The sequence below is a fragment of the Enterocloster aldenensis genome, assembly GCF_003434055.1.
GTDB lineage: Bacteria > Bacillota > Clostridia > Lachnospirales > Lachnospiraceae > Enterocloster > Enterocloster aldenensis.
In genome coordinates this window covers 1-21,315 of the sequence record NZ_QVEX01000022.1, presented here as the reverse complement: position 1 = coordinate 21,315, position 21,315 = coordinate 1, and the positions used below count along the sequence as shown (strand labels likewise).

Below are 21,315 nucleotides of genomic sequence, written 5' to 3'. Positions count from 1 at the left end.
TGAAGCTAGATTCCGTATCTGACAATTATGGATAGAAGGCCTTGCACCATGAAAAAACGTTATGATACCCCGAATGAACTAACTGGAGATTACTGTGTGTATAATACAAGCTTTGCATGTTGTCATCAAATGATACTAAGAAATATTCCAAGGATAGCAGATGGCTTTTTCTATTTTTTCTTATTCTTTTAAAGCTTTTGTTCTTCCTTCGCTTGTGTGTGATCTGTTATCCCATTCTCTGTTTGGTATAATACCGACGGATTCATGTAACGATTCCTATATCTTATGATTTCCGCAACTAAATTCGCTTCTTTCTGTATTTTTAAGCGGGTATCAGGGAAGATGCGTGTTAAATTTCCTTTGCCTTGTTTTGGAACGGCATAGGTCTATTTTATGATTATGTTTAGGAAGTTCGTGTATCGGCTCAAGAATGGGATTTCAATCATGATTGGGCTACCTTTCTTTGTTGCTGTCCCATACCACATCTAAGTCAGTGTTATAAGTTAAAAAAAGCGGTATCGCCAATATATGGATTATTTAATAAAATATTAAACTTTTACCAATCATTTTATTTGCTCTTAAGTTGATAAAATGCGAAGGGGATGATATACTTGTACAGAGACTTGAGGGACTTTGTGTACTGAAAAAAGAGACATCAGTAGGATGGATAGAATTGTAGAAGGTGCCTAATAAATGAAGAATTTTGAGCAATATAAACGTATTGTCCGTTTTACATCTGTTATTTCGTTGATTGTATGTGAAATGGTTATATACTGGGCGGTATGGTTAAAACATTATAATGTAGAAATGGAAATTCCGTATAATAGAACCGGAAATTGGATGATTGTAGCAGTTTACGGACTCCTATTACTTATTTTCTGTAAAATGTATGGCGGGTTTAAGATTGGATATTTAAAGACCTTTAATATTATTTATTCTCATTTTTTGACTACTATTTCTGCGAATGCTTTGATTTATCTTCAGATTACCCTGCTTATAAAGCATTTTACATCAATTTTGCCATTGGCTTTAATGACAGCTGTGCAACTGGCTATATCAGTGCCTTGGGGAATCGTATTTACGCGTTTGTATAGGCTGCTTTATCCGGCAAGAAAGACCCTGTTAGTATATGGGGAACGTTCAGTTGATGTCTTTGTGGGAAAGGCAAATACAAGAAATGACCGTTTTATTATCTCTCAAAAAGTGGATTATAGGAAGGGCTTTGATGCAATCATCAGTTTAATAGGAGATTGTGAAGCTGTTATTTTATGTGACCTTCCTTCGGAAGTTCGTAATAAACTCTTAAAGTACTGTTATGCTCAAGCGATACGGGTTTATGTTACACCGAAACTATCAGATATAATTGTGAGAAGTGCCGAGGAGTCGCATTTAATTGATAGTCCGTTGCTGTTATCCAGAAATAACGGCTTTACCTTTGAACAGAGATTTTGTAAACGTACTGTAGATATTATATTGACCTTGATTTTACTTCTTTTATTTTCTCCAATTATGATTTTGACAGCAATTGCAATAAAAGTTTATGATGGTGGTCCTATCCTTTTTTTGCAGGAACGGTATACAAAAAATGAGAAGAAGTTTATGATTTACAAATTTCGTAGCATGAAGATTAACTCCGATTCCATCAAGTATGTACCCACTATGGATGATGATCCCAGGGTTACTCCGGTTGGAAGGGTGATACGCCAGTTAAGAATTGATGAAATGCCGCAGTTTTTTAATATTTTAAAGGGAGAGATGAGTCTGATAGGTCCAAGAGCGGAAAGCGTTAAGCTTACGGATGCCTATGTGAAAGATATACCTGAATTTAAATATCGTTTAAAGGTGAAGAGTGGGTTGACGGGATATGCTCAGGTCCATGGTAAATATAACACAACACCGTATGATAAACTGAAATTGGATTTAATGTATATACAGAATTATTCATGGCTTATGGATGTTGAAATTATTTTTCTGACAGTTAAGATTTTATTTATGAAAGATAGCACGGAAGGGTTTACAGAAGAACAATGTGCAACCTTAGATATTCCAGAGGAAGAAAAGAATGGTACAAAATAATAAAGCGGTAATCATAACAAGTTCATCTACATATGAAAGTAGAGTTAATGCCATTGAGGAGTTTCTTTTTTTCAAAGGATACGATGTACTGGTTTTAGAACCTGGATATGATCACCATACAAAACAAGAAAGGTATTCTAGAAAAAATAATCATGAGTATCTTCCAATGATAGCCTATAAAAAAAATCTTTCTTTACGGAGAATATATTCTTTGCATGATTTTGCAAAAAAAGCATTTCATAGGGCGGAGAAGGAGGCACCGGTATTATTGTATGTACTTATTCCTGCTAATTCTCTCGCAAAGTTTTGTTCTCGGTATAAAAGGAAATACAGTGGAATGCTTATTTATGATATTTTGGATATGTGGCCAGAGTCTTTGCCTTTTCGATTTGGAAAGACATGCTGGCCTTTTTCGGTATGGAGGAATTTGCGGGATGACAATCTGAAATTTGCTGATGCTGTAATAACAGAATGCAAGTTATTTGCAAGTCTCTTAGAACGGAGATTAGGTTATAGGCCCAAAACTGTATATTGGCCCAAGGAGATTTGCAGGCCGGAGTGGACATGCATTCCGGATTTAAATAGTATTCATATCTGTTATTTGGGCGCAGTTAATCACATTATTGATAGAGAAACAATCGTTGATCTCGTTGGGCGTTTAAACCGTAAAAAGAAGATAATATTTCATTTGATTGGAGAGGGAGAAAATAGAACATATTTTATAGAAGAATTGGTTAATGCAGGCATTGAAGTAAAGGATGAAGGAGCTATTTATGATGAGGATGTAAAGTGTAGAATTATCCAACAGTGTCACTGGGGGCTAAATATAATGAAGTCTCAGGTATGTGTCGGGCTGACGATGAAGTCGGTGGAATACCTTGCGTTTGGACTGCCGATTCTTAATACAATTCAAGGAGATACGTGGAATTTGGTGGAAAATGAAAGGGTAGGATATAATTGCTCTAAAATGATGAATGAAAGCCAAATAAATGAAATCATTTATCTGTCTGAAGAGTTGGTAAAGTCGCGTACTCATATTAGGGATATATATGAGAAGAATTTTTCCGTTTCAGCCTTTTATAAGCAGATGGAAATCGTCTGGAGTCAGTTGGATATACAGAGAGGAAAGGAACAATGAATATATTGCATATCTCCCCATATCTCCCCTCCTTGGATACGAATCATGCAGGTGGTGTCTGCATGGGGCGTCAGATTGAAACATTAAGAGAATGGAATCAGGTATATGTTTTGACGTTTATTGCATCGGATTTTGATGAGAAACTTGCAACTAAATTGAAAAGGGACGCCCGATATCATTTCGTAAAGTTGTATAATTGGAGCAAGGTACTACATGTTTTGCTTGAACCGTGGCTACCGTCCTATTTTGCAGCCAGGTCTTCATTAAGATTTGGTGTGAAGTTAATTTGGTGTGTATGGCATTATCATATCGACGTTATTCATAGCGAGTATGCAGCAATGGCACAATATCAGTGGATATGCCACCTATTTCCGAGGCTACGATACTATATGACAGAGCACGATGTAACGACACAATCTTATGAACGCAAGGTTAAGCAGGAACAAGGATGGAAAAAAAGGTATTTATTTTATCAGTTACGTAGATTATATCATTATGAAAAGATTTACTGCCAGCGTTCGGATGCAGTTATGACCTTTAGCTTCAAAGACAAGCTACTTTTGGAAAATCAGTATGGGTTAACTGGTATTCAAGTGCTTAACCCATATTTTGGAATTGAAGATGAAATGATGGAAGAGCCGGAATACCATGAAAAAGAGCGGAACACGCTTTGCTTTTTAGGACAAATGGGAAGGGAGGAAAATGCTGTTGCCGCAATGAGCTTGGTTCGTTTGGGAGAAAAGCTAGAAGATGCAGGTTATCCGGTGAATATTTATATTGTTGGGAATAATCCACCTCTTGAATTGAGACAGATGGAAGGTGATACGGTTCATATTACTGGATTTGTTGAAGATGTGGATGAGTATGTGTTGAAGTCCGGTATTGCTGTATTTCCGTTAACATTAGGAGCGGGAATTAAGCTGAAGGTTTTACGTAGCATAGCTCTTGGGACACCGGTGGTGACAACAGACATAGGAGCGGAAGGAATTGATGAGGAAGGTAGTGTCCTTCTGTTGGCAAAAACGGAGTCAGAGTTTGTTCAGGCAATAGTGGATGTCATTAATATGGGAGATAAGGATTACTTCGATTTGTGTAGGAATGGACAGGAGTATGCTAAAACGAATTTTGGATGGGAGAGAAGTAAACAGGTATTAAAACGATTGTATGAAAGTGAGAAGATAGGCGTATGATGATTTATGTATTTGTTTTTCTTCTTCTACTAGTATTATCTGGATGGGAGGTATTTGGAAAGCCTGGTAGGAAGGCGCAAAGAAAATTTCTTGTTATTATTGTGCTACTTATTACATGCATATCAGCTATACGTTGGGGAGGTCCAGGAGATTTCTTTAATTATAAAAGAATGTATGATAATATGCAATGGGGGATGGTCTTTCATGGCGGATTTGAAAAATTTGATACAGAACCATTATTTAACCTTCTTTTGATTCTGACAAATCGTGTGAGCGGAGGAAACTTTACTGTTTTTCTTTTTGTTCAGGGACTTTTGGTGAATGGGTTATTTGCGTTGTTTATCTGGAAGATGGAAAGTGATAAAGAACAAAGGTATATTTTTTTGTTTATGTTTGGAACATGGGCTATGGGACTGTGGGGAGTATTTGTAGTGCGTCAGACCATAGCCTCTGTAATCTGTCTCTATAGCATTATATATATAAGAAAGAAAAGCTGGGTAGGCTTTTTGGTTTGTCTTTTTGCTGCTATAATGTTCCATAAAGCAGCACTGGCGTGGACATTGGCCTATCCGATTTATCATATTTCGTTAAGCAGAAGATGGATTCTAGTGATGCTTGTAACATTTACAGTATTTGCAGCATTTATGATTAAGCCAATGTTTTTGATGATAAGCCAGATAGTGGGAGGAGAATTGGGGTACCGTATTTGGGAATATCTTAATGAAGGAAATAGTGCATATGGAGCCAACTATAGCATATTGTTTATGATACTAAAAAGAATGGCAAATTCGGTTCTTATTGTGGGGGTTATGTTTATCCTCTATAATAGATATCGGGGAGATGATGATTTTCTGGGATGTCTTAATTTGTATTCATTTGGATTTGCAATTACAATAGGAGCTTTGTTTACCAGTAATGTCTATGCCAGATTTGCAACTCCATACTGTATGGTGAGTTTGTACCAATTTGGATATCTATTTAGAAACAATAGTAGTAATTGGAAATCAAAGGTTATATTTGGGATATATGGAATCTACTCTTTGTCTAGGCTGATGGTTTATGTGGGCAGTTATGATGCGTATGTGCCATTTTCTACAATATTTGGAATGGTAGGATAAAAAATACAGTTTTACATAGAATCCCACATAGTAGTTTAGTTGCAAAAGCTATGTGAAGATGTTATACTGATTGAGATTTAAGTGGTTTTGGAGGAAAATTGATGAGCATAATAATGGCGCGCCTCAACGGGTTTTATTGTTACAGGCATCTGCTTAAACAGTTAGTTGAGAAAGATATCAAATTAAAATATAGAAGAAGTTTCTTGGGCTATCTGTGGAGTATTTTAAATCCACTTTTGACAATGGTTATTATGGTGGCTGTTTTTTCTAATATTTTTAGAGGGGATATACAAAATTTTCCGGTTTATTTAATAATTGGACAGACCTTGTTTAATTTTATGGTAGAAGCCACCAACATGGCCCTGGGATCTATTACTGAGAATTCGGCATTACTAAAGAAGACGTATGTGCCTAAATATATATTTACAATGGCTCGTGTAACAAGTTCTTTGGTAAATATGATTTTTTCATTGGGAGCCATGTTGCTTGTTTTTATTGCTTGCAAGGTCAATTGGAATTGGTTTATGATGTTTATACCAGTTATTATTCTGCAAGTATATTTGTTCAGTTTGGGACTGGGCTTATTTTTAGCACAGAGTACAGTATTTTTCCGGGATATACGGCATCTCTACAGTGCGTTTACAATGGCATGGATGTATCTTACTCCTCTTTTTTATCCAGTGACTATGCTTCCGGAATGGTTGCAAAAATCTGTTATGATGTTTAATCCAATGTATGGGTACATCCACCAGTTTCGTTTGATTGTATTAGACGGACAGATGCCTGACGCAAAGATGGTTATAATTGGCTTTGTTACAGGTGTATTTTGGATGTTGGTGGGTACATGGTCTTTTTTGAGGGCACAGAATAAATTTATATTGTATATATAGTTGGAGACTAAACATGGAGAATAATGAATATGTAATAGATGTTTCGGATGTTACAGTTAGATTTAATATGTCCACAGAACGTTTGGATAATCTTAAGGAATATTTTATTAAGCTTATGAGAGGTCAACTTATGTTTCAAGAATTTTTGGCCTTGAAGCAGGTAAACCTACAGGTGAAAAAAGGAGAGGCCTGGGGGATTATTGGAACAAATGGTTCAGGAAAGTCAACATTGTTAAAACTTATATGTGGTATCTTAAAGCCATATAAGGGAACTGTGGAGATTAAAGGAACGATTGCGCCGCTAATTGAGTTGGGGGCTGGATTTGATGGGGAATTAACTGCCAGAGAGAACATTTTTCTTAATGGTGCGGTGCTGGGGCACAGTGAACGTTTTATGAAAGAGAAGTTTAATGAGATTGTAGACTTTGCAGAATTATGGGATTTCCTGGATATGCCTATAAAAAATTATTCATCGGGAATGGCGGCTAGATTAGGATTTTCTATTGCGACAGTAGTACAACCAGATATATTAATTGTAGATGAAGTTTTGGCTGTAGGGGACTATGCTTTCCAGCAGAAATGTGAGACACGTATGCAAAGTATGCTTAATCAGGGAACGACTTTACTATATGTTTCTCATTCAATTGAGTCTGTTAGAAATTTATGTACGAAAGCACTGTGGATAGATAAGGGGAATGTAAAAATGAGTGGCGATGTGATGGAAGTAAGTCAGAGGTATATGGAGAGCTTTTGACATTAAAGGAGTGTGTATGCTTAACCTATTAAAAAAAACAATAGTAGTTATAATACGCAATTTATATATTTCATTAATTAGAGTTCCTCTATCAATTTTTTATATCATATATAACTTTAGAAATAAGTATACACATTATGTGGTTGTATGTGATCATATTGGTGATACATTAATATCTTTAGGGTATCTTAAGGCGTACAAAGAAAAAAATAACATTAAACATATGACATTCGTTACAACTAAAGGAATGGAGCCTCTTACAGAATGCTTTAAACAAACTTTGGATTATGTAATGATTATACATGGAAAGGGATTAAGACTGATTTTGGATTCGGGAAAAACTAATTTTGGCATCCATGTATTAAAAAAAATTAAAAATATTACTATTATTAATCCGGAAAATGCATTTGTTGATGAGTTCTTTTTGTATCCAGCGCGTTTCCCTATGTTGTCATTAAAAGATTGCATTAGGTATGGTGAATTGGGGTTGGAAGAAAATGTGGCATTTGATGTTCCGATTTATAAAGTTGCTGATATATCGGAAGTTTTAGGAAACATGAAGGTAAAGAAAGGATGCACCATCATTTTAGCGCCATATGCATCAGTTACGAATAGAATTTCGTTTTCTCTTTTTGATAGACTTGCCCAATTTTTTTTAAATAATGGTTTCCAGGTTATGACAAATATTACAGATGTTAATCAACCAATAGCAGAAGGAAGTTTGCCCTTACTCTGCAATATAGGTGATGTAGCTATGGTAGCAGAATATTGTGGTTATGTAATAGGACTGAGGAGCGGGTTGCTGGATTTGCTGTGTTATGCAAAGTGTAGGCTTATTGCATTGTATCCATCCGACAATCTTTATATGAACTTTTTTAAACTGGCAGCATTAGAGGATGTAAGGGCGGATGTCATAGAGTATCAGCTAAAAAATGAAAATGATGATTTAACATATATAATAAATTACGTGGAGCAAGGGAGAGGAATATAATGGTAGAATATGTAATAATTCAGGCAGGCGGTAAAGGAACACGATTAAAAAGATTAACGCAGAATAAGCCAAAGGGTATTGTGCCAGTTAATAATCTGCCAATAATATTTCATTTGTTTAATAAATACCCACAGAAAAAATTCATTATTATAGGCGATTATAAGCATGAAGTTCTAGAGGAATACTTGGAGTCCTTTTGCAAAGTAAAGTATGTGACAGTAAAGGCAAAAGGGACAGGGACATGTGCCGGTATTGGCGAAGCACTGAAATATATTCCGGATGGTTTTCCGTTTATGCTGATATGGTCGGATTTGATTCTGGGGACTGATACGGATATTAACGGATTGAGCGAAGAAAATTACATAGGAATATCAAAAGACTTTGAGTGCAGATGGTCGTATAAAGAAGGTCGGTTTGTAGAGCAGCCTTCTTATGAACATGGTGTGGCTGGTATGTTTGTGTTTAAAGATAAAGAACAATTGGTGGGTATCCCTCAAGAGGGTGAACTTGTTCGGTGGATGGAGGAAAATGCAAGGACATTTAAAGAAATTGGACTTTATGGTACCAGGGAAGTAGGAACCATGATAGCTCTTCAGGAAACAGAAAACGATGAGTACCGCTGCCGTCCATTCAATAGCATGGAAATTAAGGGTAATATAATTGTAAAAAGACCAATTGATGAGCAAGGGCGGAAGTTGGCAATACGTGAAGTGAACTGGTATCGTGAAGTGCAAAAGTATAAATTTGAGCAAATTCCCAAGCTCTATGAGTTTGAACCGTTGACAATGGAAAAGATAGATGGAAAAAATATTTTTATAACAGATTTGACACTGGAGCAGAAGCAGGTTGTTATTGATAATCTGGTATCTTCCCTTGAAAGACTGCATGATTTAAAGCGGGTGCCGGCAGATATATTCAGTATAATGGAGGCATATTATCATAAAACAATCAAGCGATTGGAAAGTGTGCGTGATCTTATTCCGTTTGCAAACCAACGATATATCCGCATTAACGGAAGGAACTGCAGAAACCCGTATTTTTATAAGGAGAATTTCAGAAAGAAAGTGAAAGAACTACTATGCGATACAAATGAATTCGCATTGATTCATGGAGACTGTACATTCTCTAATACTATGGTAGATTCAGATTTAAACATTATTTTTTTGGACCCCAGAGGATACTTTGGTTTTCAGGAATTATACGGTGATGAATATTATGACTGGGCCAAGGTGTACTATTCTATCAATGGGGATTATGATCAATTTAATAATAAGCATTTTGAACTTCTGATAAAAGAAAATGAAATAATTTTAAATATTAGCACTAATGGATGGAAGGATTTAGGAGATTATTTTTTGAGTAGAATTAAAGACTGTAATCCGATGAAAATAAAATTTTTACACGCAATTATCTGGCTGTCCTTAACTACATATGCTTGGGAGGACTATGATTCCATTTGTGGAGCGTTCTATAATGGGACGTATTTACTTGAAGAAGTATTGTGAATCTGTTAAAGGAGAAGATGGAAAATGATTAAATATTTTAATGAAATTATGGCAACAGTTAAAGAATCACTAAATTCTTTGGATGAAAATCAATTTAGACGTTTAGTAGACCATTGTAGTGAGTGCATTAATAATGGTGGCAAGATTGTGGCGAGCGGATTGGGAAAAAATGTGCCTATATGCGAGAAATTTGTTGGAACTATGAACTCGCTGGGGATGGATGCCAGATTTTTGCATACAAATACAGCGGTGCATGGAGATTTAGGAATGGTGGAAAAAGATGATATTGTCTTGTTGCTTTCTAAAAGCGGAAATACAGAAGAGTCGATAATGCTTGCCCATTATCTTCAGGAACGAGGAACGGAAACGTGGCTGTTAAGTTTTAATGAGGAGTCTAAATTAATATCAATTCTGAAAGAACACATTATATTGGAACTTAAAAATGAGGGTGATGAATGGGATATTGTCCCCAATAATTCAACCACAGTGTACCTAATACTATTGCAGGGTTTAGCAATGCAGATATGTAAAAATAGAGGGGTTACATTAGATGATTTCAAAGTAAATCATCCAGGTGGTGGAATTGGCGCTAAGTTGAGAGGAGAAATGTTATGAACCTGACTTTATCTTCATTGCCGCATACGTGGATTTTAGATTTGGATGGGACTCTTGTGGAGCATAATGGTTATAAGATTTATGGAAAGGATAGACTGCTGCCTGGGGTTAGAGATTTTTTTGCGCAGATTCCAGATGAAGATTATGTTCTTATTTTAACAGCAAGGAAACAAGATTATAAATTGCTGACAGAGAAATTTCTTGACGAAAATGGCTTGAGGTATGATTTAATACTTTATAATATGCCGGTTGGTGAGCGGATTGTAATTAATGATGATAAACCATCAGGATTGAAAATGGGGATGTCTGTAAATAAAGCAAGAGATGAAGCCGTGGGTATCAGAATAGATATCTTGAATGCTTTATAGATATAAGGAATTAGAAGCATTATATAAAAAACTCCATTGTTTTTTATATAGTTAATTTGGCTAGAAAAATCGGGATACTTTTAATAAGAAATATAATACAGATAAAGATATAGTTTATCTATTATATGAATGGAAAAGAAAAATGAAAAAATTAAAATTATTAAAAGATTTCTGCCAATGTGTGGCAGGATGGAAATGTTGGAAAAATATTAAGAGAAAGGGTGTAATCACACCTCAAACAATGTTCGTTTTTTGCCCAGGGGACAATGGTAATTGTACAGCATATGCCCGAGATTATATTAAAGCTTTGTTAGATAGTCGGCACCAATCAAATGCTGTTTTTGTAGTCACGAAGAGTGAGTCTGTGAAAATAGAAAAAAATGAATATATCATTGATGTTATATATTGTCCGGATAAACAGATAGAGAATATTGTCAAATTATACTCATTGTTTCCGTTTTATTACAATATTGTTGTGGCTTCTATCTATCAACCTAGCGTAAGAGCTGGAGAAACTATGATAGGAAAAAATGGAACTACAGAAAAGGAACTCTTTTTAAGTGGAGTATATGGAATTGATGATTAGGAGTATGAGATGAACAATAATGTTTTATTTTCTATTATAGTACCTATATATAATGTCGAGAAAGATATTCCATTATGTTTGGATAGTATATTAGCTCAGACATATAATGATTTTGAAGTTATATGTATAAACGATGGTTCTAAGGACGATAGCTTAAATGTAGTGAAATCCTATGAGAAAAAGGATTCCAGAGTAAAATGCTATAGCCATGAGAACCATGGTGTGTCATATACTCGAAATAAGGGAATAGAATTGGCTAAGGGTGATTATATCTGGTTTATTGATTCAGACGATTGGATTGATAAAGATGCATGTAGCATACTTTCTGAGGAAATCAAAAAAAATGCAAGTGATATAATTGTTTTTGGCGGTAATGTTTTTATGAGTAAAGATTGGAATGAAGAAGATGAGTATTTGGATAATGCATTTATTTATTTTAAGCAAAATTTAAATACTAGAAAAGCCTTTTATGAAGGAAAAAGTATTAATGCTTTAATGTATGAGACGGGGAGTTATCCATTAATATGGAATAAAGTTTATAAGAAAGAACTTATTGTATTAAATGATATAAAATATGAGGAATCGTTGGCATTAGGGGAAGATGAGGCCTTTTTGTTTTATATCTATCCCTTAGCACAGACAATCTCTTATATTCCAAATAAATTATATCATTATCAAAGGAATAGGCCGAGTAGTGCGACAGATAAAATTGTGAGGCAATATGTTAAACGAGCTAATCAAAATTTAAGAATGGCTCAGATAATTGAGGGATATTGGAGAAAGTTAGAATTATTTCCTGAATATACATATGAATATCTTAAGCGCTATTGTTCTTTATTATATGACAGTGCGATGACAATACGATATGATAGAAAGACTTATGAAGAGTATATCAAAAATGTTAATAATTTTTTAGGAGAGAATTTTATTGAATTTTTAGAGTATTCATTGAGTTCTATTGACACAAGCCAAGTCTTTGAACATAAAGAATATAAAGTTGGAAGAAAAATATACTATATTCCAAACAGAATTCATTCCCTAAAAGAATATTATGAGTGCTTTGGATTAAGAAAAACAGTTAAACGGATAAATAGATGGCTTAAGAAGAGTATTTGCAGGATAATAAAATGGGAATACTGGAAAGAACATTCGACATTCTGTAGAATGATATATTTTTATTACAAATATATTTTTAAAGGGTATTCAGACTACAAAAAAATAAAAAAACAAGTTGGAGAAAAAACTGTTTTAGTATCCTGTGCAGCATTGGGAACCGGTGATATATACCAAGTTTCACTTTTACTCAAGGAATGGATTGATAGGAATGAACTAAAAGATTATTGTTTTTTAGTGGTAGGAAATAATGAAAAAAAAGTCGCAGAATCTTTATTTCCACAATTATATGAAGGACATATTCTCCAGATTGATATGTCAACACACGAACGATTGAGAAAACTTCGTACTTTTGTTGGTAAAGAGAATATTGATTTTTATTATTTCTGCCATTTTGATAATATGTCAGATTATTTGCAGATTACCTGGGCTATTCAAGGACGGCACGGATGGAATATGATGGATTTTTATAGATTTAAGGGTATGAATCTTCCTGAAGAAGCCAAATTGATTGGACCTTGTCTTGCGGATAAAGCAGATGAGATAGAAATGTTATTTAAAAGATATAATTTGAAATGTGGAAAAACTGTTCTTTTAGCACCGTATGCTACTTGTGTAGACAGTTTCCCGGCCAATTTTTGGGAGAACATAGTGGATAGGTTACAAAAGAAGGGATATACTATATGTACCAATTGTGGTAAAGATGAGATTCCGGTAGTTGGTACTGAAGGCATTTTTATTCCCTATTCCTCTATAATTCAATTTTTAGATAAAGCAGGAGCATACATAGGTATAAGAAGCGGCTTAAGCGATATTATTTCTTCATCAAAATGCAAGAAGGTAGTTTTTTATACAGAACATTCAATGTTTTGGCCGGATGGAGTTGCTATGGATTACCTTAGTTTAAATGACATGGGGTTGACATCTGGGGCATTAGAATTTCTTATATCACAGGTAAATAGTGATGAGATAATAGAAGAGATATGTAAAGCAATATAATATGTTATAACTTAAACGGCGACATTTATATCTGTTTAGCTTTCTATTGTTTTATTATGCATTGTGTTTTTATTATAAGAGTCTAGTAGTACAAAAAGTTTGTTTATTCAATAACTGGATAAAGTGATTTTAGCTTAATCCTTGCATCCTTAGTGGTAAACTGCCAGTTTACCGTCGCCTTCTGGGCATTCCTCTTTTGACACCAGCATGACACTTTATGCTCCATCTCCTCCTTACTGGATGTATAGCTGCCAAGGCACTGACGGTTCATAATCCCGATTTCTATCTCTGCCATATCCATCCAGCTTCCATGTTTGTGGGTATAGTGGATTTACAGGCGTTTTGACAGGCGCAGCGCTTCCTCTGGTTCATATGCCTCATAAAGGGACGATATGGCATGCGTATTCAGATGGTCCATGACAAGCACCACCTTACTGCTGTTGGGGTAGTATTCGTCCACCAGCTGTTTGACGCAGTGGGCAATATCCTTCCGGGTGCGTGTCTAGCTTACTGCAACATGACGCTGTCCGGTTAAGGGCTCAAACATCATAAACAGATTGGCTACTCCACACCGCCAGTATTCATGGTCTATCTTTGCGGTTGTTCCCGGGCGGGGCGGGAGGGAGAGACGTGTCTCTTTTATCAACTGCCTGCTTGTTTCATCCAGGCAGACAACCGGATTGGAAGCATCATAGGCGCGTTCGTATACCTGAAGTACATCTTCCATATCCGCTACGAATTCCGCTCCGGGTTTTGGGATGCACCATTCTTCATGAAGCCAGGGCTTAAGTTCGTTTTTTTAATGTAGTGCCTACCGCGGTGGCGGATAAGGAATCTACAACCCCCAGTTCCACCAGATGGTCGGCAATGAGCTGCAGGGTCCAACGGTCCCGCCCCTGGGGGCATCCGAGCAGGCAACCGCAATAATCGGGGCCTGGATATCCCCGGTAATCTTATGATGACGGTTCATCTGCTTTTTGCGCTCAAGTGCATGGGCAAGTCCGCCATCTACGAAACGGGCGGCAATGTCACAGATAGCATGGGTAGAGATGTGATAGGCATCCGAGATGTCTTCAACGTTCCATGGCTTCTCATTAAAGGATTCGTCCAGTTTCAGAAGGACCTGGGCATGTGTGATTTTGTGAGCTTGAGTGGTTCCCTTTTTTACAAGATGTAATAACTCATTATATTCTTCCTGCGTTAAAGTAACATGATATTTTCTTGGACGCATATTAATCACCTCAAGCTTATCTTACCACTTTATTTTGGGTATTACAAACTTTTTACACTACTAGTACCTTTTTGACTTTTTGGGCAATAAGTGAAAGTGATGGAAACAAATATGGAAAAAAAAAGTTATGAAGTAATTAATGAGGGAAATGGTCAATTATCTTTAGCTGTAGAAGAACCAATGTGGTATAAACAAATTATTGCAATATTAGGGCTTATAGATAATAATAGGAAAATTGTAGATTTCAGCATTAAGGACAGGCAGCTTAATCGCATCTTACCTAATGTTATCCATTACTATTCAATTGTCCATAGGAATACTGATATAATAGCTGATATGAATGAGTATCAGTTTCCGGATTACGATGCGGAAATTGCTGTATGTACAGATATTATAGAAAGTTTGAATAATCCAGCATGGTTTTTAGGACAATTGTCATTACATTACAGAAAGATAGTAGTTTCCTATAAAGGTAAAGAAAAATTCAAACAATCGCGTTTCTATTCTGTTGATATAATAGATGAACTTGGTAAATTAGGATTTATAATGACCAAGAGAAGCAATGCATATGCAGATAATTGGACTCTGATAGCATGTTTCGAAAAAGTAGAACCTTCTGTTTTGAAAGAAAATATTAATTGTACAGGATGTGGGGCATGTTATAATATTTGTCCATCTAATGCCATTAAAATGTGCTATGATTCAAACGGATTCTTAAAACCATTTGTAGATAGAGACACGTGTATTAAATGTAATAAGTGCGTTGGTGTATGCCCGGCAGTAACAGTAAAGAAAAATAATAATTTTACTAAACCGGAATGTTACGCAGTATGGGCTGATGAAAAGACAAGAATGATTTCTTCATCAGGTGGCTTTTTTTCAATAATTGCTCAAGATATTATAGAAAAAGGTGGATGGGTATTTGGTGCGAAGTGGAGCGAGGATTTTTATTGTGAATATGTCGGCATTAACAATTTAAACGATATTGAAATATTGAGAAATTCTAAATACGTACAAAGTAATATAAAGAAGTCGTATAGCCAGATTAAGGCGTTATTAGAACAAAATATACAGGTAGCCTTTTTTGGATTACCATGCCAGGTGGCTGGACTAAAGTCGTATTTGGGCGAAAGCTATTTGAATGATAAGCTATTAACCATTGATCTTCTCTGTTTTTATGCACCGTCAAATGTTTTATTTAGAAATTACTTAGATGAAAATTATGGAATTGATAATGTAAGTAATATTATATTTAGAGATAAAAAACAAGGATGGTCTTCCACTGGATATAGAGTAGAACTAAAAAGTGGAGATGTATTGTTTCCATCTTATGAGAAAGATTGGTACCAACAAGCCTTCCAGAATATTCTGGGAAGAAATGATACATGCGAAAATTGTAGATATGCTGACTTTCCTAGGCAGGGGGATTTTACAATTGGTGATTTCTGGGGAATTGATATGCATGATTCTTCATGGAATGACAATATGGGGACAAGCATTGTCTTGGTTAACAATATTAAAGCACAAACATATTGGACGCAAGCATGCAGATTATTTGCAAGATATGAAAATGTTCCATTGGAATGGGCATTAAATAAAGGAAACAGATTTTATGGTGAAGGTAGAAATAGGAATAAAAATTATTCATATTTTCTAAGACTGCTGCAGAAGAAGACTTTTAACGAATCTGTTAAGTTAGCCTTATCTGGAGAGCACGATATTGGAATTGTATGTTTGTTCAATCACAATATTGGGAATAATTTGACTAATTATGCCTTATATCAATATTTGACAGATAGAGGCTTTACAGTTTTAATGATTGACAAAGCTGCTGATTGTAATTTTTGTAAATATGATGATAGGTTAGAACTTTTTTTGGAGAACCCATATCAAAGATGCGATATTGCTCCTGTGTATAAAAATAAATATGCAATGGTGGATTTGAATGATATATGTGGCTGTTTTGTACTAGCATCGGATCAGTTAGTAAGAGCTCATTTTATAGAAAATATGAATTTTTATTCTTGTTTGGATTGGGTGAAATCTAATAAATATAAAATCGCTTATGCTGCTTCCTTTGGAACAGAGCAGTTTGAGGGAAATAAAGAATTATGTGAGAAAGCAAAATATTTTTTTAAACGATTTCAAAAGTTTTCAGTGCGGGAAGAGTCGGGAGTTTCTTTAGCTAAAGATGTTTTTGATATCGACACAAAATGGGTTTTAGATCCCGTTTTTCTTTGCGATAAAAGTCTCTACGAAAATATGGCACGAATAGGAAAACTTCGTTTGCCAAAGGAACACTATGTTGGTGCTTATATATTAGATCCAACTCAAGATAGAGCGGATTTGATTAAAGAATTGGCCGAAAAAAAGTGTTCCGGAAATGCATTGGCAGTAATAGATACAGATGGTTATCCTAATGGAGATTTTCAATGGTCAATAGAGACATTGAAAAATGTTAAAAATGAAGAATGGTTAGCAACAATAGCAAACTCTGATTTCTTTATTACAGATTCATTTCATGGGGTATGCTTTGCTTTAATATTCCAGAGACAATTCTGCGTTGTTTATAATAAGTGGCAATGGAGAGGCGCAACAAGAATACTTTCTATACTTAAATTGCTGGGACTGGAACATCGAATGATTGAAAATAAAAATGATTTATTATCCAACGATTTTTTTAAAGAACCTATTAATTATAATGAAATAAACTATATTTTAGCAGCAAAAAGGGAAGAAAGTAGTCAGTGGTTAGAAAAATCATTGGCTGGTGTTAATGGTTTTAAAGAGGAGTATACGTTATATGACATTGTCTTGGAGCAAGAACGGCTCTTTCATGATAAATATGATAAAATAGAGGAGGAAATAAGACAAGTACAAACAGATATAAAAATATTATATGAATGGCAAACAGCACAAGATGAGCGTCTAAATCAAATGAGAGACGAATTTCCAATATTATATGATTGGGAAAAGGCACAAGATGATCGTTTGAATCAAATGCAACATGAAATTGAATGTATGCAGAAAAAATATAATATTCTGGCAACACAAACAAAGCAAATGCGTAATAACGACATAGAACAAATGAAAAAAGAAATAAACAAATTGAAAGGTTCTTCGTTTTTTAGGTTAGATTCTGGGTGCAAAAAAAGTATTAATAAATTTTTAAACATCTTAAAATCAATAATAAAATAGTATAAAATTAAAAACTTGTATATTTCGAGATTTAGGGGCTTTTTTACATCTTTTGAGTAAATCTAGAAATAAAATTGCGTTCCAAGATTACAAAGTAAATTAGTCATTGAACAAAATAAAGTAGTAAATTTTGCTGGTAATTTAGTTACTTGTGGCTATGGTATTCTTATGAAATATCCAGATTCTTTGTTTGAGGCATTGGAAGAAGATGGTAGTGAAATATATGCTTAATACATCGAAGAAACTTTAAATCATGGCTCTTTTTATTATTATTGGTTCAGTGCATATGGGGATTGGGTGAAGCTCAAGAGAATACAATGACAGATATATCGAATTTAATAAGTGATGGATGTTCATTTGAATAATCATATAGCGTATATTCATGTGTTTTATGGAAAGGTGAGAGATGAAATTTCCTGTTTAAAGGGAGAGAATGATAATGAATTTGTTCAGATGACAGAGGACGCTTAAAAATGTTATTATAAGTATAAATCAGTATCATCTATGCTGAATATAGTATTAGAGTTGGACGTCAAGTAATGAGGACGCATGAGATATTCATACAGGAAACATTGAATGTGATAGGCTCATTTTGAGGTAATTATGGAAAGAATAGTGGCAATTACAGTAACCTATAATCGGACAGGCACATTATTTAGATGTTTGCAGTCTTTACGTGAGCAGACGATACCTGTTCATAAAATACTGGTTATAGATAATAATAGTGGACTTAGAGAGAAAGAAAACCTTAGACAATATGCAGACAAATATGACTGTATAGATGTTCTTTGGCTTTCAGAAAATACCGGTGGAGCAGGTGGGTTTGAGGCAGGAATGAAAACCGCTAGGGATTGTTATGATGCAGATTGGTATTGGATTATGGATGATGATGCATATCCATGTCCCGACTGCCTAGAGCAGTTGCTTAAATATCAGAGAAAGTTTCCAAATGTGGGAGGAATATGCCCCCTTATTTACGGCATTGATTTGAGGGAGTATCAATTTTACCACCACAAGAGGTTGGAAGGATGGATGCTAAATGAAAGGCAGATTGTGAATAAATATGAGGAGTTAAAGGATGTTGTTCAGGTAGATGCCAATGCATTTGTAGGTCCATTGTTTTCTCGGAAAGCAGTGGAGACGGTAGGGATTGCTGACGGCAGTTTGTTTATTTATGGAGATGATACTGAATATACATATCGTGTATCCAGAAAATTCGGGGTATATGTGGTTAGAGACGCGATAATAGAACACCAGGATCCGCCACTATGTAATAATTATATGGCGCCGGATGCATGGTGGAAGGAGTATTATTCAATTCGTAATAAATATTTTTTGATTCGTGAATTTAAAAATAATGTAATAATTAGGATTATAGCATATTCTACTATGACATTAAAGATATTTAAGCTAATGATTGCAGCAGCGATTAAGCCCAAATATAAAGGATATCATAAGGTCCGTCTGAATATTTTAAATAGGGCTATTGTGGATGGTTTAAAAAACCGGCGGGGAAAGACGCTGGATCCAGTGCAATACAGAGAATGGATTAGTAAAAAGGACCCTATAGGCGTTTAAACGTAAGCGCCAAGTGTTAGGGTATCCCAACACATCTACCCTGACACCAACATGTGATGTCAGGGTTGCGAGCGTTTTACTCTGATTTTTTGTTACATTCTATCCTGGCTTTTTCACTCCATGGTGCGAGATCTTGAAATTCTGTATCGGTAGTATCTTTGCCAGGGCGGCTGTCGAGCAGGTATTGCAGATAGTTGTATGGATGCAGCCCATGCGCTTTCGCCATCTCTACCATGGTATATACTACCATACTCGCATTCGCACCATCCTGGCTGTCGCTGAAAAGCCAGTTCTTGCGGCCTAAGGTTAGCGGTCTGATTGAATTCTCCGATGGATTATTGCTCAGACTGCAGCGTCCGTCTTCGAGATACGTCATCAGCGTGTCTTTTCGATTTCGGATATAAGTCACTGCCCGATTCATGCGGCTTCCTTTTTCTGGGTGCTGTGTGTGCATCCAGCCAGCGTATGAAACCTTCCACGATCGGCTTCTGATCCTTCTGGCGGCGTTTGTAAACCTGAATATAAGATAGTTCCTTTTCCTTATAGCTGCGTACATACTCAAACAGCTTGTTACAATACAGAACGCCTTGAACCGCCGGATGGCTGTAGTCCTTATCATGGCCGGTTGGAATGGCTTCAATCAGATATCTCCGGATATGGGCGTAACAACAGCACCTTCGGATCTTTTTCAGCTTGTTATAACCACTGTAACCATCAACCATGACATAAGTACCATCCGCGGTTCCTTTCAGGAAGTCCGCGGCATGTTCTCCGGCACGCGTCTCTGAATAATGGTACAGGACGATGGGCGGCAGCCTGTCTTCTCCGGAACGCATCAGCCAGACATAGGACTTACTCTGCGGTCTCCGGCCAGGTTCATTTAAGACCTGGATGGGTGTTTCATCTGCCATCAGGAAATGTCGTTTCAGTAACTCACGGTGAAAGTAGTCATACACGGGTTTCAGATAATTCCGGGAACAGGTGATGATCCAGCCCGCCATGGTCGTTCTGCTGATGCTGACTCCAAGGAGTTCAAATCCTTTTTCCTGTCGATACAGCGGAAGCGCATCTGCATACTTTTCATACATGATGTGTGACACAAGGGATGATGAGGCATAGCCTCCAGGGATTAGTGCCGCAACTCCTTCATCCTTGATAAACTGTGGGACTTCCATATCCTTGCAGACAGGGCAGCCATACGTGGTTGCAACGTACACAATACGTTCCAGCTTTGCTTTGGTGTAACGCAGCTCTGTCCTGATTTCTTCATGGCCGATCGGAACCATCATGGTTCCACAGGCAGGACACTGTTTTTCTTCGTCTGTCAGTGTATCCACCTCTTCATAATGGATTGGCAGATTTGCGAACATCCCATCATGGTCCGCTTTGGGCTTACGCCCTTGTTTGCTAGCTTTCACTTCGATAAACTCCGGTTCAATGAGTTCCGGAATTGGTTCTTCCCCGGAATCAGGGACGGAGAAAAGATTCAGCTGACCGGGCATGTCACTGCGTCGTTCACTGGAACTGCCAAAAAGCTTCTGCTTGAAGTATTCAAGCTGTGCCTGCAGATCTGAAATAATCCGGTCTTTTTCATCGTCCTTTGCATTGCGTTCTTCCAGCATCTTCTGCAGGGATACGATCAAATCATTCTGGGTACGGATGGTTGTATTCAGTTGTGGGATCGTATCCTTCAGTTCCTTGAACTGGATGTCCTTTGCACTGGATGCCATGGTCCTTCGCTCCTCTGTTTCGTTACTGGTATTTTACCAGAAATCGAAGAAAAAAGCGAATCCGTCACAGCAAGGTGTTCGTCATAATGACGGTGGATAACCGACGTGGATGAATATTACAGTGCGGCGGAGCCGCCAGTCCGGTGTGGGGCGAGGTTCTTCCGCATTTTTCCGTATAATCCATTGAATAATTATGGCTCTTTGTCAATAGTTGGGGTGGGATTTGTTAAAATCC

At 36.3% G+C, this 21,315-nt stretch carries 20 protein-coding genes; 14 read left to right on the top strand and 6 right to left on the bottom strand.

Annotation, left to right across the window (positions count from 1 at the left end):
- Positions 1-693 precede the first annotated feature (693 nt).
- From DWX59_RS25570 to DWX59_RS25515, 12 genes are all read left to right on the top strand, one after another.
- Positions 694-2,076: an exopolysaccharide biosynthesis polyprenyl glycosylphosphotransferase gene (locus DWX59_RS25570; protein WP_117562991.1), complete on the top strand. Its 1,383-nt coding sequence runs from the start codon at positions 694-696 to the stop codon at positions 2,074-2,076.
- Entirely contained in the window at positions 2,063-3,214 is a 1,152-nt protein-coding gene (locus tag DWX59_RS25565; protein ID WP_117562990.1) for a glycosyltransferase family protein, read from the top strand. The genes DWX59_RS25570 and DWX59_RS25565 overlap by 14 nt, the downstream gene beginning before the upstream one ends.
- 62 nt (positions 3,215-3,276) lie before the next feature.
- Positions 3,277-4,404 carry a glycosyltransferase family 4 protein gene (locus DWX59_RS25560; protein WP_165641830.1) on the top strand — a complete coding sequence of 376 codons (1,128 nt, stop codon included), beginning with the start codon at positions 3,277-3,279 and terminating at the stop codon, positions 4,402-4,404.
- Positions 4,401-5,522 carry an EpsG family protein gene (locus tag DWX59_RS25555; protein ID WP_117562988.1) on the top strand — a complete coding sequence of 374 codons (1,122 nt, stop codon included), beginning with the start codon at positions 4,401-4,403 and terminating at the stop codon, positions 5,520-5,522. Before DWX59_RS25560 ends, DWX59_RS25555 begins: the two co-directional genes overlap by 4 nt.
- Positions 5,523-5,623: 101 nt before the next feature.
- A complete protein-coding gene (locus tag DWX59_RS25550; RefSeq protein WP_117562987.1) occupies positions 5,624-6,412 on the top strand; it encodes an ABC transporter permease in 789 nt (262 codons plus the stop codon).
- 13 nt (positions 6,413-6,425) lie between these two features.
- A complete protein-coding gene (locus tag DWX59_RS25545) occupies positions 6,426-7,166 on the top strand; it encodes an ABC transporter ATP-binding protein (protein ID WP_117562986.1) in 741 nt (246 codons plus the stop codon).
- Positions 7,167-7,182: 16 nt separating this feature from the next.
- Complete coding sequence (locus DWX59_RS25540; RefSeq protein WP_117562985.1) at positions 7,183-8,157, top strand: hypothetical protein; 975 nt, start codon at positions 7,183-7,185, stop codon at positions 8,155-8,157.
- Positions 8,157-9,662: a nucleotidyltransferase family protein gene (locus tag DWX59_RS25535; protein ID WP_235845184.1), complete on the top strand. Its 1,506-nt coding sequence runs from the start codon at positions 8,157-8,159 to the stop codon at positions 9,660-9,662. The genes DWX59_RS25540 and DWX59_RS25535 overlap by 1 nt, the downstream gene beginning before the upstream one ends.
- Before the next feature lie 24 nt (positions 9,663-9,686).
- Positions 9,687-10,277, top strand: a complete 591-nt coding sequence (locus tag DWX59_RS25530; protein WP_117562983.1) for an SIS domain-containing protein — start codon at positions 9,687-9,689, stop codon at positions 10,275-10,277.
- Entirely contained in the window at positions 10,274-10,645 is a 372-nt protein-coding gene (locus DWX59_RS25525; RefSeq protein WP_117562982.1) for a hypothetical protein, read from the top strand. The genes DWX59_RS25530 and DWX59_RS25525 overlap by 4 nt, the downstream gene beginning before the upstream one ends.
- A gap of 142 nt (positions 10,646-10,787) precedes the next feature.
- A complete protein-coding gene (locus DWX59_RS25520; RefSeq protein WP_117562981.1) occupies positions 10,788-11,231 on the top strand; it encodes a hypothetical protein in 444 nt (147 codons plus the stop codon).
- 9 nt (positions 11,232-11,240) lie between these two features.
- Entirely contained in the window at positions 11,241-13,343 is a 2,103-nt protein-coding gene (locus DWX59_RS25515; protein ID WP_117562980.1) for a glycosyltransferase, read from the top strand.
- 103 nt (positions 13,344-13,446) lie between these two features.
- Here DWX59_RS25515 and DWX59_RS25510 read toward each other — a convergent pair whose 3' ends face one another.
- The 4 genes from DWX59_RS25510 to DWX59_RS25500 all read right to left on the bottom strand — a co-directional run bounded on the left by DWX59_RS25510 (position 13,447) and on the right by DWX59_RS25500 (position 14,574).
- Positions 13,447-13,638 carry a hypothetical protein gene (locus DWX59_RS25510; RefSeq protein ID WP_147325863.1) on the bottom strand — a complete coding sequence of 64 codons (192 nt, stop codon included), beginning with the start codon at positions 13,636-13,638 and terminating at the stop codon, positions 13,447-13,449.
- Positions 13,639-13,674: 36 nt separating this feature from the next.
- Complete coding sequence (locus tag DWX59_RS29715) at positions 13,675-13,803, bottom strand: hypothetical protein (protein WP_268878126.1); 129 nt, start codon at positions 13,801-13,803, stop codon at positions 13,675-13,677.
- Positions 13,804-13,845: 42 nt separating this feature from the next.
- Complete coding sequence (locus DWX59_RS25505; protein WP_117562978.1) at positions 13,846-14,070, bottom strand: hypothetical protein; 225 nt, start codon at positions 14,068-14,070, stop codon at positions 13,846-13,848.
- A gap of 108 nt (positions 14,071-14,178) precedes the next feature.
- Positions 14,179-14,574 carry a COG3415 family protein gene (locus DWX59_RS25500; RefSeq protein WP_117562977.1) on the bottom strand — a complete coding sequence of 132 codons (396 nt, stop codon included), beginning with the start codon at positions 14,572-14,574 and terminating at the stop codon, positions 14,179-14,181.
- A 111-nt stretch (positions 14,575-14,685) separates the two neighbouring features.
- Here DWX59_RS25500 and DWX59_RS25495 point away from each other — a divergent pair, with 111 nt between their 5' ends.
- Positions 14,686-17,772 carry a polysaccharide pyruvyl transferase family protein gene (locus tag DWX59_RS25495; RefSeq protein WP_207660467.1) on the top strand — a complete coding sequence of 1,029 codons (3,087 nt, stop codon included), beginning with the start codon at positions 14,686-14,688 and terminating at the stop codon, positions 17,770-17,772.
- 603 nt (positions 17,773-18,375) lie between these two features.
- The gene (locus DWX59_RS25490) at positions 18,376-19,350 is read left to right on the top strand and encodes a glycosyltransferase (protein ID WP_117562975.1); all 975 of its coding nucleotides are present in this window, start codon (positions 18,376-18,378) and stop codon (positions 19,348-19,350) included.
- Between the two features lie 76 nt (positions 19,351-19,426).
- Here DWX59_RS25490 and DWX59_RS29485 read toward each other — a convergent pair whose 3' ends face one another.
- Together DWX59_RS29485 and tnpC are read right to left on the bottom strand one after the other, a co-directional pair.
- Positions 19,427-19,585, bottom strand: coding sequence for a transposase domain-containing protein (locus DWX59_RS29485; protein ID WP_235845183.1), 159 nt, complete (start codon positions 19,583-19,585; stop codon positions 19,427-19,429).
- Positions 19,586-19,685: 100 nt separating this feature from the next.
- Positions 19,686-21,080 carry an IS66 family transposase gene (tnpC, locus tag DWX59_RS25485; RefSeq protein WP_235845182.1) on the bottom strand — a complete coding sequence of 465 codons (1,395 nt, stop codon included), beginning with the start codon at positions 21,078-21,080 and terminating at the stop codon, positions 19,686-19,688.
- Positions 21,081-21,315 lie beyond the last annotated feature (235 nt).

What these genes read in the sequence shown, in the direction of transcription:
- DWX59_RS25525 (WP_117562982.1), top strand. Translation starts at nt 10,274, where the DNA reads ATGAACCTGACTTTATCTTCATTGCCGCATACGTGGATTTTAGATTTG.
- tnpC (WP_235845182.1), bottom strand. Translation starts at nt 21,080, where the DNA reads ATGGCATCCAGTGCAAAGGACATCCAGTTCAAGGAACTGAAGGATACG.
- DWX59_RS25565 (WP_117562990.1), top strand. Translation starts at nt 2,063, where the DNA reads ATGGTACAAAATAATAAAGCGGTAATCATAACAAGTTCATCTACATAT.
- DWX59_RS25535 (WP_235845184.1), top strand. Translation starts at nt 8,157, where the DNA reads ATGGTAGAATATGTAATAATTCAGGCAGGCGGTAAAGGAACACGATTA.
- DWX59_RS25540 (WP_117562985.1), top strand. Translation starts at nt 7,183, where the DNA reads ATGCTTAACCTATTAAAAAAAACAATAGTAGTTATAATACGCAATTTA.
- DWX59_RS25530 (WP_117562983.1), top strand. Translation starts at nt 9,687, where the DNA reads ATGATTAAATATTTTAATGAAATTATGGCAACAGTTAAAGAATCACTA.
- DWX59_RS25560 (WP_165641830.1), top strand. Translation starts at nt 3,277, where the DNA reads ATGGGGCGTCAGATTGAAACATTAAGAGAATGGAATCAGGTATATGTT.
- DWX59_RS25515 (WP_117562980.1), top strand. Translation starts at nt 11,241, where the DNA reads ATGAACAATAATGTTTTATTTTCTATTATAGTACCTATATATAATGTC.
- DWX59_RS25505 (WP_117562978.1), bottom strand. Translation starts at nt 14,070, where the DNA reads ATGGAAGATGTACTTCAGGTATACGAACGCGCCTATGATGCTTCCAAT.
- DWX59_RS25520 (WP_117562981.1), top strand. Translation starts at nt 10,788, where the DNA reads ATGAAAAAATTAAAATTATTAAAAGATTTCTGCCAATGTGTGGCAGGA.
- DWX59_RS25555 (WP_117562988.1), top strand. Translation starts at nt 4,401, where the DNA reads ATGATGATTTATGTATTTGTTTTTCTTCTTCTACTAGTATTATCTGGA.
- DWX59_RS25550 (WP_117562987.1), top strand. Translation starts at nt 5,624, where the DNA reads ATGAGCATAATAATGGCGCGCCTCAACGGGTTTTATTGTTACAGGCAT.
- DWX59_RS25510 (WP_147325863.1), bottom strand. Translation starts at nt 13,638, where the DNA reads ATGGCAGAGATAGAAATCGGGATTATGAACCGTCAGTGCCTTGGCAGC.
- DWX59_RS25490 (WP_117562975.1), top strand. Translation starts at nt 18,376, where the DNA reads ATGGAAAGAATAGTGGCAATTACAGTAACCTATAATCGGACAGGCACA.
- DWX59_RS25545 (WP_117562986.1), top strand. Translation starts at nt 6,426, where the DNA reads ATGGAGAATAATGAATATGTAATAGATGTTTCGGATGTTACAGTTAGA.
- DWX59_RS25570 (WP_117562991.1), top strand. Translation starts at nt 694, where the DNA reads ATGAAGAATTTTGAGCAATATAAACGTATTGTCCGTTTTACATCTGTT.
- DWX59_RS25500 (WP_117562977.1), bottom strand. Translation starts at nt 14,574, where the DNA reads ATGCGTCCAAGAAAATATCATGTTACTTTAACGCAGGAAGAATATAAT.
- DWX59_RS29485 (WP_235845183.1), bottom strand. Translation starts at nt 19,585, where the DNA reads ATGGTAGAGATGGCGAAAGCGCATGGGCTGCATCCATACAACTATCTG.
- DWX59_RS25495 (WP_207660467.1), top strand. Translation starts at nt 14,686, where the DNA reads ATGGAAAAAAAAAGTTATGAAGTAATTAATGAGGGAAATGGTCAATTA.